Origin of the sequence: Methylobacterium sp. J-059 (assembly GCF_022829485.1) — a bacterium.
Lineage (GTDB): Bacteria > Pseudomonadota > Alphaproteobacteria > Rhizobiales > Beijerinckiaceae > Methylobacterium.
The window spans coordinates 63,804-79,878 of record NZ_JAKSYA010000109.1; the positions used below are offsets into that span (position 1 = coordinate 63,804).

At 69.9% G+C, this 16,075-nt stretch carries 11 protein-coding genes; 7 read left to right on the forward strand and 4 right to left on the reverse strand.

The features are described from left to right. Window positions 1-33 precede the first annotated feature (33 nt). A complete protein-coding gene (coxB, locus tag MKK55_RS13935) occupies window positions 34-870 on the reverse strand; it encodes a cytochrome c oxidase subunit II (RefSeq protein ID WP_147725192.1) in 837 nt (278 codons plus the stop codon). A 285-nt stretch (window positions 871-1,155) separates the two neighbouring features. Here coxB and fdhD point away from each other — a divergent pair, with 285 nt between their 5' ends. After that, a complete protein-coding gene (fdhD, locus tag MKK55_RS13940; protein WP_243935320.1) occupies window positions 1,156-2,031 on the forward strand; it encodes a formate dehydrogenase accessory sulfurtransferase FdhD in 876 nt (291 codons plus the stop codon). 7 nt (window positions 2,032-2,038) lie between these two features. Here the strand turns inward: fdhD and MKK55_RS13945 are convergent, their stop codons facing one another. Then, window positions 2,039-3,013: a hypothetical protein gene (locus MKK55_RS13945; RefSeq protein ID WP_243935322.1), complete on the reverse strand. Its 975-nt coding sequence runs from the start codon at window positions 3,011-3,013 to the stop codon at window positions 2,039-2,041. A gap of 794 nt (window positions 3,014-3,807) precedes the next feature. Between MKK55_RS13945 and gltB the strand changes: the two genes are divergently transcribed. The 5 genes from gltB to MKK55_RS13970 all read left to right on the forward strand — a co-directional run bounded on the left by gltB (window position 3,808) and on the right by MKK55_RS13970 (window position 11,250). Further along, on the forward strand, window positions 3,808-8,508 hold the full coding sequence (gene gltB, locus MKK55_RS13950) for a glutamate synthase large subunit (protein ID WP_243935324.1): 4,701 nt from the start codon (window positions 3,808-3,810) through the stop codon (window positions 8,506-8,508). Between the two features lie 25 nt (window positions 8,509-8,533). Then, a complete protein-coding gene (locus MKK55_RS13955) occupies window positions 8,534-8,803 on the forward strand; it encodes a BrnT family toxin (protein ID WP_147725184.1) in 270 nt (89 codons plus the stop codon). Next, on the forward strand, window positions 8,766-9,056 hold the full coding sequence (locus tag MKK55_RS13960; protein ID WP_243935327.1) for a BrnA antitoxin family protein: 291 nt from the start codon (window positions 8,766-8,768) through the stop codon (window positions 9,054-9,056). Before MKK55_RS13955 ends, MKK55_RS13960 begins: the two co-directional genes overlap by 38 nt. 100 nt (window positions 9,057-9,156) lie before the next feature. After that, the gene (locus MKK55_RS13965; protein WP_243935535.1) at window positions 9,157-9,768 is read left to right on the forward strand and encodes a glutathione S-transferase family protein; all 612 of its coding nucleotides are present in this window, start codon (window positions 9,157-9,159) and stop codon (window positions 9,766-9,768) included. A 48-nt stretch (window positions 9,769-9,816) separates the two neighbouring features. Continuing rightward, the gene (locus tag MKK55_RS13970) at window positions 9,817-11,250 is read left to right on the forward strand and encodes a glutamate synthase subunit beta (RefSeq protein WP_243935330.1); all 1,434 of its coding nucleotides are present in this window, start codon (window positions 9,817-9,819) and stop codon (window positions 11,248-11,250) included. A gap of 16 nt (window positions 11,251-11,266) precedes the next feature. Here the strand turns inward: MKK55_RS13970 and MKK55_RS13975 are convergent, their stop codons facing one another. Continuing rightward, complete coding sequence (locus MKK55_RS13975; protein WP_243935332.1) at window positions 11,267-12,664, reverse strand: DUF459 domain-containing protein; 1,398 nt, start codon at window positions 12,662-12,664, stop codon at window positions 11,267-11,269. A gap of 270 nt (window positions 12,665-12,934) precedes the next feature. Next, window positions 12,935-14,617: a methyl-accepting chemotaxis protein gene (locus tag MKK55_RS13980; protein ID WP_243935335.1), complete on the reverse strand. Its 1,683-nt coding sequence runs from the start codon at window positions 14,615-14,617 to the stop codon at window positions 12,935-12,937. Between the two features lie 281 nt (window positions 14,618-14,898). Here MKK55_RS13980 and MKK55_RS13985 point away from each other — a divergent pair, with 281 nt between their 5' ends. After that, on the forward strand, window positions 14,899-15,906 hold the full coding sequence (locus MKK55_RS13985) for a PAS domain-containing protein (protein ID WP_243935337.1): 1,008 nt from the start codon (window positions 14,899-14,901) through the stop codon (window positions 15,904-15,906). Window positions 15,907-16,075: the final 169 nt, after the last annotated feature.

Consider the following 16,075-nt stretch of genomic DNA (forward strand, 5'->3'; position numbering starts at 1 on the left):
GCGCCGTCGCGGCGCCGGCCCGAGGCGCGCCCGCTACCGGGCGTCGGCGAGCTTGGACCCGTCGTCGATGCGGGCGTACTTGGTCTTGGCCTCGCCGAGCCAGGCTGCGTAGGCCTCGTCGTTCACGACGCGGACGACGATCGGCATGTAGGCGTGGCGCTGGCCGCAGAGCTCGGAGCACTGGCCGTGATAGGTGCCCTCGCGGTCGGCCTTGAACCAGAACTGGTTGAGGCGGCCGGGGACGGCGTCGATCTTGAAGCCGAAGGACGGCATCGCCCAGGAATGCATGACGTCGGCGGCGGTGACCTGGATCTTGACGATCTTGTTCACCGGAACGACCATCTCGTTGTCGGTCTGCAGCAGCCGCGGCTGCTTGTCCTCGTCGATGTTGGCATCAAACGAGAAGCCGCCGCCCTGGTCGGCGGGGTACTCGTAGGACCAGTACCAGGCGTGGCCGGTGACCTTGATCATCACGTCGGACTTCGGATCCGACAGCTGCACGCGCAGCAGGCGGAACGACGGGATCGCGACGGCGACGAGGATGAGCACCGGGACGATGGTCCAGGCCACCTCGATCAGGGTGTTGTGGGTGGTTTTCGAGGGCGTCGGGTTCCGCTTTTCGCTAAAGCGGTAGATGCACCACAGGATCAGGCCGAGCACGAACACGCAGATGGCCAGCGACAGCCAGTGCACCCACGACTCGAACTGGAGGATGTCGCGGGCGTTCTCGGTCACGGGGACCTGGCGGTCCATCTGCCAGGGCTCGGGCTGGCCGATGCCGGCGGCCAGGGCCTGCGACGACGTCAGGAGCAGCGCGCCGAACGCGGCGAGCCCCCTCATGGAGCGGTGTTTCGTCTGCGCCGTCCGCATGTGCCTCTCGTGGCTCCCCTTGGTCACGTTACGCTCCGTCGACCGCCCGCATCTTGCTTGAACGAGGTTTGCGGTGTCGCTCGACGGAATGGACGCCCCGAAGGCGCGAGGCCCGGGTATCCGATCGCGGTGTCAGACCACAAGGTCGTGAAAGGCGCAACCGCACAAGCGTCGCATCGCACGCTTTCCGGACGCTCCGCTCCGTCACCCGGGCGATCGCCGCAGGGGCGGCTCGGCCCGCGGCCTGCTATAGGGCGTGCTCGGGTCGAGCGGCGGGAACAGCCCATGACGGACGGACGGCGGCCGGTTCAGGCCACTTCGGAGACGGGCCTGCGTAAGACGGCCTTGCAGGAGACGGCCTTGCAGGTGGCGACCCGCGTCGTCGCCTACGCCGCGCCGGAGCCGCGCGACGATCACCGCGCGCTCGCCGTCGAGATGCCGGTGAACCTCGTCTACGGCAGCGTGCCCTATGCGGTGATGATGGCGACGCCGGCCGACCTGGAGGATTTCGCCTACGGCTTCAGCCTGACCGAAGGCATCGTCGCGGCGGCCGACGAGATTCGCGGCGCCGCGGTCGAGCCGGGCGACGGCGGGCTGCGCCTGCTGGTGGATTTGGCGCCCGGGCGCCTGCGCGAGCATCTCGCCCGCAAGCGCGCGATCAGCGGGCGCACCGGCTGCGGCGTCTGCGGGATCGAGGATCTCGCCGCCCTGCCGCGGGCCGAGACCCGGGCCGCGTCGGGCCGCGTGCGCGTCGGGGCGGAGGCGATCGCGCGGGCCTTGTCGGATCTCGGCGATTCCCAGGTGCTCGGGCGCGAGACGCGGGCCGTGCACGCCGCCGCCTGGGCGCGCCTCGACGGGAGCCTCGTGGCGGTCCGCGAGGATGTCGGCCGGCACAACGCGCTGGACAAGCTGATCGGGGCGCTGATCCGGACGGGAACCGACCCGGCCGCGGGCTTCCTCGTGATCACCAGCCGGTGCTCGTTCGAGATGGTCGAGAAGGCTGCGCATTTCGGCGCGTCGGTCCTGGTCGCGATCTCGGCCCCGACCTCGCTCGCGATCGAGCGGGCGCGCCTGCACGACATGACGCTCTGCGCCATCGCCCGGGCCGATTCGTTCACGCTGTTCTGCGGGGACGAGCGCGTGGTCGGCCGCGCAGGGTAGGGGCCGATCAGGGTGTCGGCGCGTCCTTGTCCGGCGCGCCCGGCACGAGGGTCGCACCACCGATGACGCGGACGTTGCGCTTGGCCTCGGGCGGATTCTTCCAGCTCTGGTCGGCGGGTTTGACTTCCGAGGTCTTCACGTCCGCCGCCTTCGATTCGACCGACTTGGCCAAGGTCCCGTCGGCGGGCGACTGGACCGCTGCCGGAGTCGGCGTGACGCCGGGAACCGGCGCGGCCTTCGGCTGATCCACGGCGGCGACGGGAGCCTCCGGCTTCGCCTCGGGCTTGGCGGCGTCCACCGGGCGGAGCTTGGGCGCCTCGGGAACGGTGCGCGCCTGCGCTTTTCCTTCGATCGCCTTGCCATCGCGCGCCTTCTCGTCGAGCGCTTTGGTGTCGGACAACCGTGGCGGGTTGGCGACGCGGGCGAGCTTGCGCGGCGATTCGGCGGGGCCGCGCCGATCGGGGTTGATGCCCTGCGGGTTCGGGTCCGCGAGCGTGCGCCCCGGCATGCCGTTCGATCCGTCGGGTCGGGCATAATCGGCCTCGGCCGGCGCACGGCGCAGGGGCATTCCGCGCGCCTCGGGCAACGGGATGTCGGCCGGCGGGAGCAGGCGCTCTGCCTGCCGCATCGGCTGGCGCGGCATCTCGTCCTCCTCGGTCCAGCCGTAGCCGGGCGCCGGGCGGGCAAGGGCGATCGGGCCGTCGTCGAGGCGCTGGCGGCCGAGGATCGCGCCGTCCCGGGCATCGACGAACAGGCGCACCCGGGCGCCCATCGGGTTGAAGGCCTCGACGATGTAGGCGCGTCCGTCGAAGCGCGGGCGGCTCATGCCGCTGAAGCTGCGCTCGCCCAGGCGCCATGCGACGGCGCGCGGCGGCATGATCGCCTCGTCGTACGCGTATTGCGCCCGCGCCGCGTCGGCGGCACCGATCAGCAGGGCGCAGGCGGCGAGGCCCGCACGGAGACGACGATAGGATCGGTTCACGGCTGACCTCCCGGTCGCATTCTCGAGATCGCCCGAATCTCCGCAGGCGCTCGCCCCGCGCCGGGGAGTCCCGATCGGGACCTGCCGACGATCCGGCCCGGGCCCCGCGCCGAAGGACCGCGTCCCGCGTGTCCTTCGGCCATTCCGGCAGGGTCGTTGCCCCGCATGCCGCTTGTGCTCGGCGCTCGCCTTTGAGCGGAGGATTTGGGCGCAATTGCGGGAGAAAGCGGGCGGCGAAGGGCCGATCTCGACGCCGATCCCTCCGTTCGCATCGCCCCTCGCACGACGGGGAATTGGGTCGCCTGCCGATCCGGCATCGGGGCGGACATGGGACCGGACATGGGATCCGGCATGGGATGCGGCATCAAAACGCCGCTTTTGGTCCCGCGGGGCCCTTGCTGGAATTTTTGAAATCTGCCAGTTTGCAGCGTTAGGACAGTATGACTGTCCCATTTCCGGTGCGCGCGTGCGAACGATGCCGCGCGGTGGGGCCGTTCAGGCCTGGGCAGAGGGTTTCGGGACGTGACCATCGTGACGTCGAAACGAGATCGCAAGCCGGTCGCCGCAGAGGCGATCCGGGCCCACGCCGGCTGACATCGGGCCGGTGCGAGCCCGCGGGTAGCGGGCGCTTCCTCCACCGAGGACCCTCCCGAGACCCGACGAGAAAAGATGACTGGCCCGGCCTCGCTTGAGCGCCGGGCATGAAACATGCTCGCCTGGCGGGCATGGGCGTTCGAACGGGTCTGGTCGATCTTTCGGGGATGGTGGGCATGGCGGCTTTCGGGAATGCGGACATGGCCGTGAGCGGGAACCTCAACGCCGACACGGCGCCGGCGGCCCGCGACGGCGTCGCGCCGCTGGTGGTGCGCGATCCGGCGATGCCGGAGGCGCAGGGCGCCTACGATCCCCGCAACGAGCGGGACGGCTGCGGCGTCGGCTTCGTCGCCGACATGCACGACCGGCGCACCCACGCCATCGTCGAGCAGGGCCTGAAGATCCTGGAGAACCTCGACCATCGCGGCGCGGTCGGAGCCGACCCGAAGATGGGCGACGGCTGCGGCATCCTCACGCAGATCCCGCACGCCTTCTTCGCCGAGGAATGCTCGCGCCTCGGCTTCGAGCTGCCCCCGGCCGGCGACTACGCCATCGCGCAGCTGTTCATGCCGAAGGCCGACGAGCCGCGGGCGATCATCGAAGCCATCGTCGAGGAAGCGCTCGCGTCGGAAGGGCTGCCCCTGCTCGGCTGGCGCGACGTGCCGGTCGACCCCGAGGATCTCGGCATCGCCGTGAAGGCGACCGAGCCGCATCACCGCCAGCTCTTCATCGGGCGCCCGGCCTCGGCGGCCGATGGCGACGCGTTCGAGCGGCGCATCTACGTCGCCCGCAAGGTGATCTCCGGCCGCGTCTACGGCCTGAAGGACCCGCGGGTGATGGAGTTCTACCCCGTCTCCGTGTCGAGCCGGACCATCGTCTACAAGGGCATGGTCCTGGTGAACCAGCTCGGGAACTACTTTCTCGACCTGAAGGACCAGCGCTTCGTCTCGGCGATCGCGCTGGTGCACCAGCGCTTCGCCACCAACACCTTCCCGACCTGGCGCCTGTCGCACCCCTACCGGATGGTGGCGCATAACGGCGAGATCAACACGCTGCGCGGCAACGTGAACTGGATGTCGGCGCGCCAGGCGAGCGTCGATTCGGAGCTGTTCGGCAACGACATCTCGAAGATCTGGCCGATCTCCTACGAGGGCCAGTCCGACACCGCGTGCTTCGACAACGCGCTCGAGTTCCTCGTGATGGGCGGCTACCCGCTGGCCCACGCGATGATGATGCTCATCCCCGAGGCCTGGGCCGGCAACCCGCTGATGGGCGAGGATCGGCGCTCGTTCTACGAGTACCACGCCGCGCTGATGGAGCCGTGGGACGGGCCCGCCGCCGTCGCCTTCACCGACGGCCGCCAGATCGGCGCGACCCTCGACCGCAACGGCCTCCGCCCCGCCCGCTACGTCGTCACCGACGACGGCCTCGTCGTGCTCGCCTCCGAGATGGGCGTTCTGCCGATCCCGGACGAGAAGATCGTCCAGTCCTGGCGCCTGCAGCCGGGCCGGATGCTGCTGATCGACCTCGAGAAGGGCCGCATCGTCGACGACGAGGAGATCAAGGGCGAGCTCGCCGCCGCGCACCCCTACGCGGAGTGGGTGAAGAACACCCAGATCGTGCTCGAGGACCTCAAGCCGGTCACCGCCCGCGAGAGCCGCACCGACGTGTCGCTGCTCGATCGGCAGCAGGCCTTCGGCTACAGCCAGGAAGACCTCAAGCTGCTCATGGCGCCGATGGCCGTGACCGGCCAGGAGGCGGTCGGCTCGATGGGCACCGACACGCCGCTCTCCGCTCTGTCCGACAAGTCGAAGTCGCTCTACACCTACTTCAAGCAGAACTTCGCGCAGGTCACCAACCCGCCGATCGACCCGATCCGCGAGGAGGCCGTGATGAGCCTCGTCTCGTTCATCGGCCCGCGCCCGAACCTGCTCGACATGGAAGGCGCCTCGCGCCGCAAGCGCCTGGAAGTCCGCCAGCCGATCCTGACCAACACGGATCTCGAGAAGATCCGCTCGATCGGCCATTTCGAGGACCGCTTCGACACCAAGACGCTGGACATCACCTACCCGGCCGAGACCGGCGCGGCGGCGATGAACGGCGCGCTCGACCGGCTCTGCGACCGCGCGGAAGTCGCGGTGCGCGGCGGCTACAACATCATCGTCCTGTCCGACCGCGCGGTCGGCCCCGACCGCATCCCGATCCCGGCGCTGCTGGCCACGGCGGCCGTGCACAACTACCTGATCCGCAAGGGGCTGCGCACCTCGGTCGGGCTCGTGGTCGAATCGGGCGAGCCGCGCGAGATCCACCACTTCGCGTGCCTGGCCGGCTACGGCGCCGAGGCGATCAACCCGTATCTCGCCTTCGAGACGCTGGTGGCGATGAAGCACGAGTTCCCGCCGGACCTCGTCGACGAGGAGATCATCTACCGCTACATCAAGTCGATCGATAAGGGCCTGCTGAAGGTCATGTCGAAGATGGGCATCTCGACCTACCAGTCCTATTGCGGCGCGCAGATCTTCGACGCGATCGGGCTGAACTCGGCCTTCGTCGCGCGCGACTTCTTCGGCACCGCGACGATGGTCGAGGGCGTCGGCATGGCCGAGATCGCCGAGGAGACCGTGCGCCGCCACGCCGACGCGTTCGGCGACGCGCCGATCTATCGCAACGCCCTCGATGTCGGCGGCGAGTACGCCTACCGGCTCCGCGGCGAGGCCCATACCTGGACCCCGGACACCGTCGCGACGCTGCAGCATGCGGTGCGCCTCGGCGTGCCCGAGCGCTACCGCGAATACGCCAAGCTGGTGAACGACCAGGAGCAGCAGCTCAAGACCCTGCGCGGCCTGTTCCGGATCAAGCTCGCTGGCGAGATCGGGCGCGAGCCGGTGCCCGTGGAGAGCGTCGAGCCGGCCGCCGACATCGTCAAGCGCTTCGCCACCGGCGCGATGTCCTACGGCTCGATCTCGAAGGAGGCGCACGAGACCCTGGCGATCGCCCTGAACTCCTTCGGCGGCCGCTCGAACTCGGGCGAGGGCGGCGAGGAGGTCGAGCGCTTCAAGCCGCTGCCGGACGGTCGCTCGCGCCGCTCGTCGATCAAGCAGGTCGCGTCCGGCCGCTTCGGCGTCACGACCGAGTACCTCGTCAACGCCGACATGATGCAGATCAAGGTCGCGCAGGGCGCCAAGCCCGGCGAGGGCGGACAGCTGCCCGGCCACAAGGTCGACGCCAAGATCGCCAAGGTCCGCTACGCCACGCCCGGCGTCGGCCTGATCTCGCCGCCGCCGCACCACGATATCTACTCGATCGAGGATCTGGCGCAGCTGATCTTCGACCTGAAGAACGTGAACCCGGCGGCCGACGTCTCGGTCAAGCTCGTCTCCGAGGTCGGCGTCGGCACGGTCGCGACCGGCGTCGCCAAGGCGCGGGCCGACCACATCACCATCTCGGGCTTCGACGGCGGCACCGGCGCGGCGCCGCTGACCTCGCTCAAGCATGCCGGCGGCCCGTGGGAGACCGGCCTCGCCGAGACGCAGCAGACGCTGGTGATGAACCACCTGCGCGGCCGCGTCGCGCTGCAGGCCGACGGCGGCATCCGCACCGGCCGCGACGTGCTGATCGCGGCCCTGCTCGGCGCCGACCAGTTCGGCTTCTCGACCGCGCCGCTGATCGCGGCCGGCTGCATCATGATGCGCAAGTGCCACCTCAACACCTGCCCGGTCGGCGTCGCGACCCAGGACCCGGTGCTGCGCAAGCGCTTCAAGGGCACCCCCGAGCACGTGGTGAACTACTTCTTCTACGTCGCCGAGGAGTTGCGCGAGCTGATCGCGGCGATGGGCTTCACCAAGCTCGAGGACCTCGTCGGGCGTTCCGACTTCCTCGACAAGGTCGAGGCGATCCAGCACTGGAAGGCGCGCGGGCTCGACTTCTCGAAGCTGTTCCACCGTCCCGACGTCGGGCCGGAGGTCGCCATCCGCTGGGTCGAGACGCAGAAGCACCCGATCGACCACGTCCTCGACCGGCGCCTGATCGCCGGCGCGCAGAACGCGATCGACACCGGCGAGCCGGTGGTGCTCCACGACGTGATCCGCAATTCCGACCGCACCGCGGGCGCGATGCTCTCGGGCGCCGTCGCCAAGGCGCACGGTCACGAGGGCCTGCCCGACGACACCATCGTGGTGAAGCTCTCCGGCACGGCCGGCCAGAGCTTCGGCGCCTGGGTCGCGGCCGGCGTGACGATCGAGCTCACCGGCCACGGCAACGACTACGTCGGCAAGGGCCTGTCGGGCGGCAAGTTGATCATCCGGCCGAGCGACGCGCTGAAGGCGCCCGCCGACAGGACCATCATGGTCGGCAACACCGTGCTCTACGGCGCCATCGCCGGCGAGTGCTACGTCCGCGGCTCGGCCGGCGAGCGCTTCGCCGTGCGCAACTCCGGTGCGATCACCGTCGTCGAGGGCATGGGCGACCATGGCTGCGAGTACATGACCGGCGGCGTGGTCGTGTCGATCGGCGAGACCGGGCGCAACTTCGCCGCCGGCATGTCCGGCGGCATCGCCTACGTGCTCGACGAGGACGGCTCGTTCTCGGCCCGCTGCAACCTCTCGATGGTCGATCTCGAGCCGGTCGAGGAGGAGGACGACCTGATGCGCCGCTTCCACCAGGACGGCGACCTGGAGACCAAGGGCCGCGTCGACATCCTGGCCGACATGTCCGGCCACGACGAGGAGCGCCTGTCGCAGCTCATCACCAATCACCTGAAATACACGGGCAGCCCGCGTGCCAAGGCGATCCTCGACGACTGGGCGGGCTACCGCACCAAGTTCGTCAAGGTGATGCCGGTGGAGTACCGCCGGGCGTTGCGCGAGATGGAGATGGCACGGATGCCGGTGGCGGCCGAGTAGGCGCGCGCCGGCCTCGTGCCGGTCGATGGAGATCACGTTCGATCCCGCGAAGCGTCTGGTGACGTTGCGCGAGAGGGGCCTCGATTTCGCACGCACCCCTGAAGTCTTCGCCGCCGCGGTGACGACCTTCAGGGACGAGCGGATGGACTACCGCGAGGCGCGATCGATCACGGTGGGAATGCTCGACGGACGGATGGTGGTCGTCGTTTGGACCGAACGGGATCATACTCGCCGGATCATCAGCATGAGGAAGGCCAATGACCGAGAGCAAGCGCGCTATCGCGAACGCGGCTGACCGACCGCTGAACCCCGACGAGATCGGCTGGGATCCGGACGACGCGCCGGAACTGGACGAGGCTTGGTTCGAGAAGGCCGATCGTTTCGTCGGGGGCCGCCTGATCGAGCGCGGGCACCGTCCCGGCGAGACTGAACGGGTGGTGCTTCCCACCGATCTCGTCGAGCGGTTCCGAGCCGGAGGGCCAGGCTGGCAGATACGGATCGAGACCGCGCTCAAGGAATGGTTGCGCGAGCATTCCGACCGGCTCTGAGCCGGCCGACGGACGGCCCGGACGAAACACGCGAGCGATGGCGGACATCGCGAGGGGGGACGACATGACGGCGACGCTTGCGACGATCCCACCTGCCGCCATGCGGATCTACGGCGATCTCACCTCGGGCAATTGCCTGAAGATCAAGATCGTCGCCGATCGGCTCGGCCTCGCCTACGAATGGGTTCAGGTCGACGCGCTGAAGGGCGAGAGCCGGACGCCCGCCTACCTCGGCCTGTTTCCGGCGGGCCAGATCCCGGGCGTGGCGTTCGCGGACGGGCGTCGGCTCGCGCAGTCGAACGCGATCATCCGCTACCTCGCCCGCGGCAGCGCGTTGCTGCCGGACGATGCCTTCGCGGCGGCGACGGTCGACCAGTGGCTGTTCTGGGAGCAGTACAGCCACGAGCCGGCGGTCGCGGTCTGCCGGGCGGAGATGAAGTTCCGCGGCGTGCGGCGCGAGGCCCGCGATCCCGCCAGGGTCGCGCGCGGCGAGGCGGCGCTCGACCTGATGGAGCGGCATCTCGCCGGAACGGGCTGGTTCGTGGGCGACGACGCGACCATCGCCGACGTCGCCCTGTTCGCCTACACCCAGTGGGCCGACGAGGGTGGATTCGATCTGGCCGCGAGGCCCGCGATCCGGGATTGGCTCGACCGATGCAAGGTCGCGTTCCGGATCGAACCCGACGCTATCGCCACCGCCGCCGGTCGCTGACCCGATCGCGGCACCACCGATTTTTCGCTACCGACGCTGAGCATCCCGATGGGCAAGATCACCGGCTTCCTCGAATTCGACCGGCAGGACCAGAAGTACCAGCTCGCGGCCGACCGCGTGCGACACTTCCGCGAGTTCACCCTGCCGCTCGACGAGCACGACCTGAAGAAGCAGGCCGCCCGCTGCATGGATTGCGGCATCCCGTTCTGCCACGGGCCGACCGGCTGCCCGGTGCACAACCAGATCCCGGACTGGAACGACCTCGTGTTCCAGTCGGATTGGGAAGAAGCCGCGCGCGATCTGCACTCCACCAACAACTTCCCGGAATTTACCGGCCGCATCTGCCCGGCGCCGTGCGAGGAAGCCTGCACGCTGAACCTCGAGAACCAGCCCGTCGCGATTAAGACGATCGAGCAGGCCATCGCCGACCGCGCCTGGAACATGGGCTGGGTCAAGCCCGAGCCGTCGTCGATCCGCACCGGCAAGAAGGTCGCGGTGATCGGGTCGGGCCCGGCCGGCCTCGCGGCGGCGCAGCAGCTCGCCCGGGTCGGGCACGCGGTGCACGTCTACGAGCGCGAGCCGAAGGCCGGCGGCCTGCTCCGCTACGGCATCCCCGACTTCAAGATGGAGAAGCGCCACATCGACCGACGCGTGAAGCAGATGGAAGCCGAGGGCGTGGTCTTCCACTACAACCAGAACGTCGGCGTGACGAAGCCGGTCGAGGAGCTGACCGCGGAGTTCGACGCGGTGCTGTTCTCCGGCGGCGCCGAGGACCCGCGCAACCCGCAGCTGCCGGGGCAGGAGATGGAGGGCGTGCACTACGCGATGCCCTACCTGATCCAGTCGAACCGCCGCGTCGGCGCCGAGCCGATGCGCGGCAACGGCGAGGCGCCGATCCTGGCATCGGGCAAGAACGTGGTGGTGATCGGCGGCGGCGACACCGCGTCCGATTGCGTCGGAACCGCCTTCCGGCAGGGCGCCCTGTCGGTGACGCAGCTCGACATCCGGCCGCGGCCCCCCGAGCGCGAGGACAAGCTCTCGGTCTGGCCGTACTGGCCGACCAAGATGCGGACCTCGTCGAGCCAGGCCGAGGGCGCCGAGCGCGAGTTCCAGGCGGCGACGCTCCGGCTCGAAGGCAACAAGAAGGGCCGGCTCACCGGCGTCGTCTGCGCGCGCGTCGACGCCAAGCGCCAGCCGATCGAGGGCAGCGAGTTCGTGCTGCCGGCCGACCTCGTCTTCATGGCTATCGGTTTCGCCGGCTCGATCCAGAAGGGCCTGCTCGAGCAGTCCGGCATCACGGTCGACAAGCGCGGCAACGTCACCGCCAACGAAGAGGATTACCGCACCTCCGACCCGAAGATCTGGGCGGCCGGCGACATGCGGCGCGGCCAGTCCCTCGTCGTCTGGGCGATCCGCGAGGGCCGTCAGGCCGCCCGCTCGATCGACGAGACGCTGATGGGTGCCTCGATCCTCCCGCGCTGAGGTTTTCGCCGGGCATTCAGTCCGGCGGCCAGCGGAAATCGTCGGCGCGGCCGGGCTGCGGCAGCGGTGCCGCCCCGCGCTGGAGCGCGCGCTCGACCGTGCCGGTGGCGTCGCCGTCGCGCGGTCGGCCGCTGACCAGGACGCCGCCGGGCGACAGCTCGATCCGGCCGAGCGGGACGACCGGCCCCGCCGCCGGCTTGACGGGGAGGGCCGGGACGCCGGGCGGCTCGGGCAGGCTCGGTAGCATCGCCGTGATCTGCCGGTCGATCGCAGTGACGTCGTCGAGGGTCGTCGTCGGTGCCCCGTCGAGCGGCGTCGCGGGCAGGGCCGAGACGGCGGCAGCCGGCTGCTCGGGCGCGGTGGGCGCCGTCGCACCCATCAGGCGCTTCAGCTCCACGTCGGCAAAATGCGCGAGCTTGCGGGCGCCGGCATGGGTGAAGTGCACGCCGTCGGCGGTGCGGAGCTTGGCGCTCTGCCCGTCGAGGTCCGGTCCCGTGGCGGTGTAGTGGTTGCGGTCGTCGGAGAAGCCCGGCCCGACATCGACGTAGGTGCCCCCCGCCTTGGTGACGGCATCCCGGACGATCTCGTTGAGGCTGCCGAGGTCGCGCGTCAGGCTCTCGCTGCGCATCGGCGGGGCGCCGACCCAGACGAGCGGGATCTTCCGGTCAGTGAAGACCTTCACCAGGGCGTCCACGCGGGTGCGGTAGACCTCGCGCCAGCGGTCGGAGAGCGGATCGAGGGTCTGGTCCCCGTCGCGCATCGGCTGGCGATCGTTGGCACCGAGCATGACCACGGCATAGCCGACCTTCGGGTTCGCCTTCAGGTAGTCCTCGGCGGCCTTCGGCCAATCGACGACGTCCCTGCGCACGAGGCCGCTGTCGGCCTTGGCGCGATCGATCACCGCGACGTCGGCGGTGTCCTCGAACACGTCGTCCAGCCCGCGGCTGAGATGGTCGGCCAGCGAATCGCCGAACACCGCGATCTGGACCTTCGCCTCAGTCTTCTTCACGGCCGGCGCCGGCGCCGCGACGGTGGGCGCCGGCCGGGTCTGCGGACGCCGAAGCTGGCGGCCGGTCTCCGCGCTGGCGGGCGGCCGCACGCGCGGCGGGCGATAGGTCGGGGCCGCCTGCCGCGGATCCGGCGGGCTCGGCCGGTCTTCCCACGGCCAGTAGAATTGGCGCTGCTCGGGCTCCGGCGCGGCGCGGCGCGGCGCGCGGGCATAGCCGTCGTCCTCGCGGTAATAGGCGTCGCGGCCGCGTCGGCGCGGCTGGTCGTAGCTGTCGCCCCACTGCGCCTCGGCCGGCGACGGCGGCAGGAGGACGAGCGGAAGCGCGAGGCCGGCCCCGAGCGCCAGAACGAGGCGGCGCGCCTTGGCGGCTGCCGCGTCGGCTCGGTTTGTCGCGTCGCGTCTCATGCGCCCTCCGGTCCCGCGGGCTTCGACCCGCGGGCGACCATAGCGGAGCGGCCGCGCCGCGTCTAAGAGCCTCCCGCGAAACCTCCCGAGCGCCGGCGGTCTCCAGTGCCAGGCATGGCGCGACGGCGGTCCTGCGACGGATGACGGGCGGCCATTCGACCCTGAGAGCGTCGGTCTTCCGACGATCGTTCGTCCCCCTCATCCTTCGCAGCCGCCGAAGTGGCACCGCGAGGATGAGGGAAACGGGCCGACGAACGCGTCGACGGGGTTTCAGGCGGCGCGGACGGTGGCCAGGAAGTGCGCGACCTCTGCGCCGAGGCGTTCGGATTGGCGCGACAGCTCGGAACTCGACGCTAGGACCTGGGTCGCGGCAGCGCCCGTGTCCTCCGACGCGCGCGCCACGCCCGCGATGTGGGCCGTGACCTCGCTCGCACCGGCCGAGGCCTGCGCAACGTTGCGCACGATCTCCTGGGTCGCCGCTCCCTGCTCCTCGACGGCCGCCGCGATCGTTGCGGCCACCGCGTTGATCTCGCGGATCCGGGTCGTGATGCCGCCGATCGCGCTCACGGCCTGATCGGTCACGTGTTGCACGTGCCCGATGCGCTGGCTGATCTCCTCGGTGGCCTTGGCCGTCTGGCCGGCCAACTCCTTCACCTCCGTCGCGACGACCGCGAAGCCGCGGCCAGCCTCGCCGGCACGCGCGGCCTCGATCGTGGCGTTCAGGGCGAGCAGGTTGGTCTGCGAGGCGATGTTGGAGATCATCCCGACCATGGCCCCGATCTGCTCGGCGGCGTGGCTGAGCTCCTGCACAAGCCGCGCCGTCTGATCGGCGTCCACCACGGCGGCTCGTGCCAGCTCGGACGAGCTGGACATCTGCCGTCCGATCTCCTGCACCGAGGATCCGAGTTGCTCGGCGGCGATGGCCACCGTGCTCACGTTGTCCGCCGCCTGCGTGGCCGCCGCTGCCACGGTGCCCGACTGCGCCGCCGTGTCGCCGGCGGTCGCGGTCATCTGCTGGGCCGTCGCCTGCAACTCGGTGGCCGCCGACGAGACCTGCCCGACGATGCCGCCGACGGCCGCTTCGAAGGCGTCGGCCATCTGCCGCATCCCGGCCTGGCGCTGCCGCTCCGCCGCCAACCGCCCCTGGGACATCTCCTCCTCCAAGGCCTGCGTGCGGATCAGGTTCTCCTTGAACACCTGCACCGAGACGGCCATCGCCCCCAGCTCGTCGCCGCGCCGGGTCGCGGGCACCTCGGCCGCCGTGTCGCCCCGCGCGATGGCGCTCACACAGGCGGCGAGCTGGCGGATCGGGCGGCCGATCGAGAGGGCCGAGAACACGGCCGAGCCGATCAGGACGAGGATGACGGTGCCGCCGATGGCGAGCCCGATCCGGTTGGCGGACTCGGCGGTCGCGACCGTGTTCCGCCGCGCCTCGTCCGCGAAGCGCTGGGCATTGGCGACCGATTCCGTTCCCGCCTCGTTCAACAGCGTGTTCACGCGCTGCTGCTCGGCGACGATCCGCGACAGCCTGTTCCCGTCGACGGACCGCGCGCCATTCTCGAAGCGGATGATGTCGGCCAGCGATGCCGCGAGGTCGGCGTAGGTGACGAGATTCGTCCGAAGGTCCTGAAGAACGCCCGGGATCAGCGCGATCCGGATCGGCTCGTCGAGCGCCGCTGCGCCGGTTGCCTTGCCGGCGCGGATGCGCTCGGCGACGCGGGCGACCTGCTCGGTGGTTTCCGCGGTGCGGATGTCGCCGACTGCCGCTTGAAGCTCCGCGTGCGAGAGGCGGGTCTGCTGGATGCCTGCAAGGATGATCTGCTCGCGTCCGGCCGCGGCGTTCGCGTCGATGATATGCTGGGCGCTGATCCACTGGTTCATGACGAGGGCCGTGGCGAGCAGGACTCCGATTACGCCCGAAGCACCAAGTGTCTTTCCGATCGTCCAACGCATGATGACAAATCCCCCGAATTCTTGAGAAAATCAACAATCCGGACGACAGACCTACGACGCGACATCGCGACGACCATCACGGACGTCTTGGAAGATAGAAGAGTTTCATGGATGCATGATTGACCACACGTCTCACAATGCGCGTTTCCGGCTTGCGAACGACACCGTCCGAGAGCGCAAACCGCTCGGTTCCACTCCGAGCAATGAATAAAAGAGCGATATGCACTCTTTCGCCCCGGCTCGACGTTGCGTTCCGACGGAGCGTCTGGCCAAGTCGGGCGATGCCCGCCCGACGCCATGCATCCTCCTACCAGTTGCTCAACCTTCTCGAGGCGACCGGCCAGGTCGGCGTCTGGTCCCTCAACCTGCGGACCGGCGAAATGAGCGGCTCGCTGGGCCTCGCCCACATCACCGGCCTGCCTTCGGACGAGAGCCTCCTCGGCCTGCTCGACCGACTTCTCCACCCGGACGATCGCGAAGCCCTCGGCGAGCTGTTCGACATGCTCTACAGCGGCCGGGCGATCGACCGCACGGTCCGGCTTGTGCGTCCCGACCACACCGTGCGCTGGGTTTCGGTCAAGGCCCAGATCGTTCTCGACGACGCCCATCGGCCGATGCGTGCCGAGGGCATCGCCTTCGACGTGACCGGCCCGCACGAGGCGCGTCTGCTCGCCGAGCAGAGCACCGCACGCTATCGCGGCCTCGTTCATGCCATCGCGGCCGTGGTCTGGACGACGGCTCCGGACGGGAAGGCGCGGCCAAGCCCGACATGGCAGGTCCTGACCGGGCAGACGGGACCGGAGATGCAGGGCGACGGTTGGCTCGCCGCGATCCACCCGGAGGATCGGGCACGGATCGAGTCGGCATGGCGAACGGCGATGGAGCACGGCACGCCTTACGAGGCGGATCACCGCGTTCTCTGCGCGGACGGGACGGTCCATTGGTACAGCAACCACACCATACCCCTCCACGATGCCGATGGTTCGGTGCGCGAGTGGATCGGGATCATGCAGAAGATGCCGCCCAGCGGTCGATTCTCGTCGCCTGAGATCACCGGGACGCTCGTGCGCGGAGCCCGCGCGATGCTGCGCTGGTCCGTCGTGGATCTGGCTCGGGCCGCCGGCGTCTCGGTCTCGAGCATCCGGCGCCTGGAGGAGGAGGTCGGGACGCTGCAGCCGCGAACCCGCTTGGCGATGCGTCGAGCCCTGGAAGGCGCCGGCATCGATTTCATCGGGACCCTCGACGGCATGACGGGGGTGATCTTGACCAAGGATCGGCGTGGCGCCTGATCGTGTGGATCTCGAGCCGACGCGCCGTCGGGGCCGGCGATCGATGATGCCGCGCCCTTGGCGGCCGGCATCGCCGGACGGTTCGACGTCATGCCCGCTCGGATCGGACGTGTCTTGAGAGCGCCTTCAGGCGAGGTGGATGCCGGCTCGCGCGAAGCACGGTCGACGA

Excerpts from the sequence above, each read along its gene's own strand:
- MKK55_RS13970 (WP_243935330.1), top strand. The coding sequence starts at position 9,817 with ATGGGCAAGATCACCGGCTTCCTCGAATTCGACCGGCAGGACCAGAAG.
- MKK55_RS13965 (WP_243935535.1), top strand. The coding sequence starts at position 9,157 with ATGCGGATCTACGGCGATCTCACCTCGGGCAATTGCCTGAAGATCAAG.
- MKK55_RS13980 (WP_243935335.1), bottom strand. The coding sequence starts at position 14,617 with ATGCGTTGGACGATCGGAAAGACACTTGGTGCTTCGGGCGTAATCGGA.
- MKK55_RS13960 (WP_243935327.1), top strand. The coding sequence starts at position 8,766 with ATGACCGAGAGCAAGCGCGCTATCGCGAACGCGGCTGACCGACCGCTG.
- gltB (WP_243935324.1), top strand. The coding sequence starts at position 3,808 with ATGGCCGTGAGCGGGAACCTCAACGCCGACACGGCGCCGGCGGCCCGC.
- MKK55_RS13975 (WP_243935332.1), bottom strand. The coding sequence starts at position 12,664 with ATGAGACGCGACGCGACAAACCGAGCCGACGCGGCAGCCGCCAAGGCG.
- MKK55_RS13985 (WP_243935337.1), top strand. The coding sequence starts at position 14,899 with ATGCCCGCCCGACGCCATGCATCCTCCTACCAGTTGCTCAACCTTCTC.
- coxB (WP_147725192.1), bottom strand. The coding sequence starts at position 870 with ATGCGGACGGCGCAGACGAAACACCGCTCCATGAGGGGGCTCGCCGCG.
- MKK55_RS13955 (WP_147725184.1), top strand. The coding sequence starts at position 8,534 with ATGGAGATCACGTTCGATCCCGCGAAGCGTCTGGTGACGTTGCGCGAG.
- fdhD (WP_243935320.1), top strand. The coding sequence starts at position 1,156 with ATGACGGACGGACGGCGGCCGGTTCAGGCCACTTCGGAGACGGGCCTG.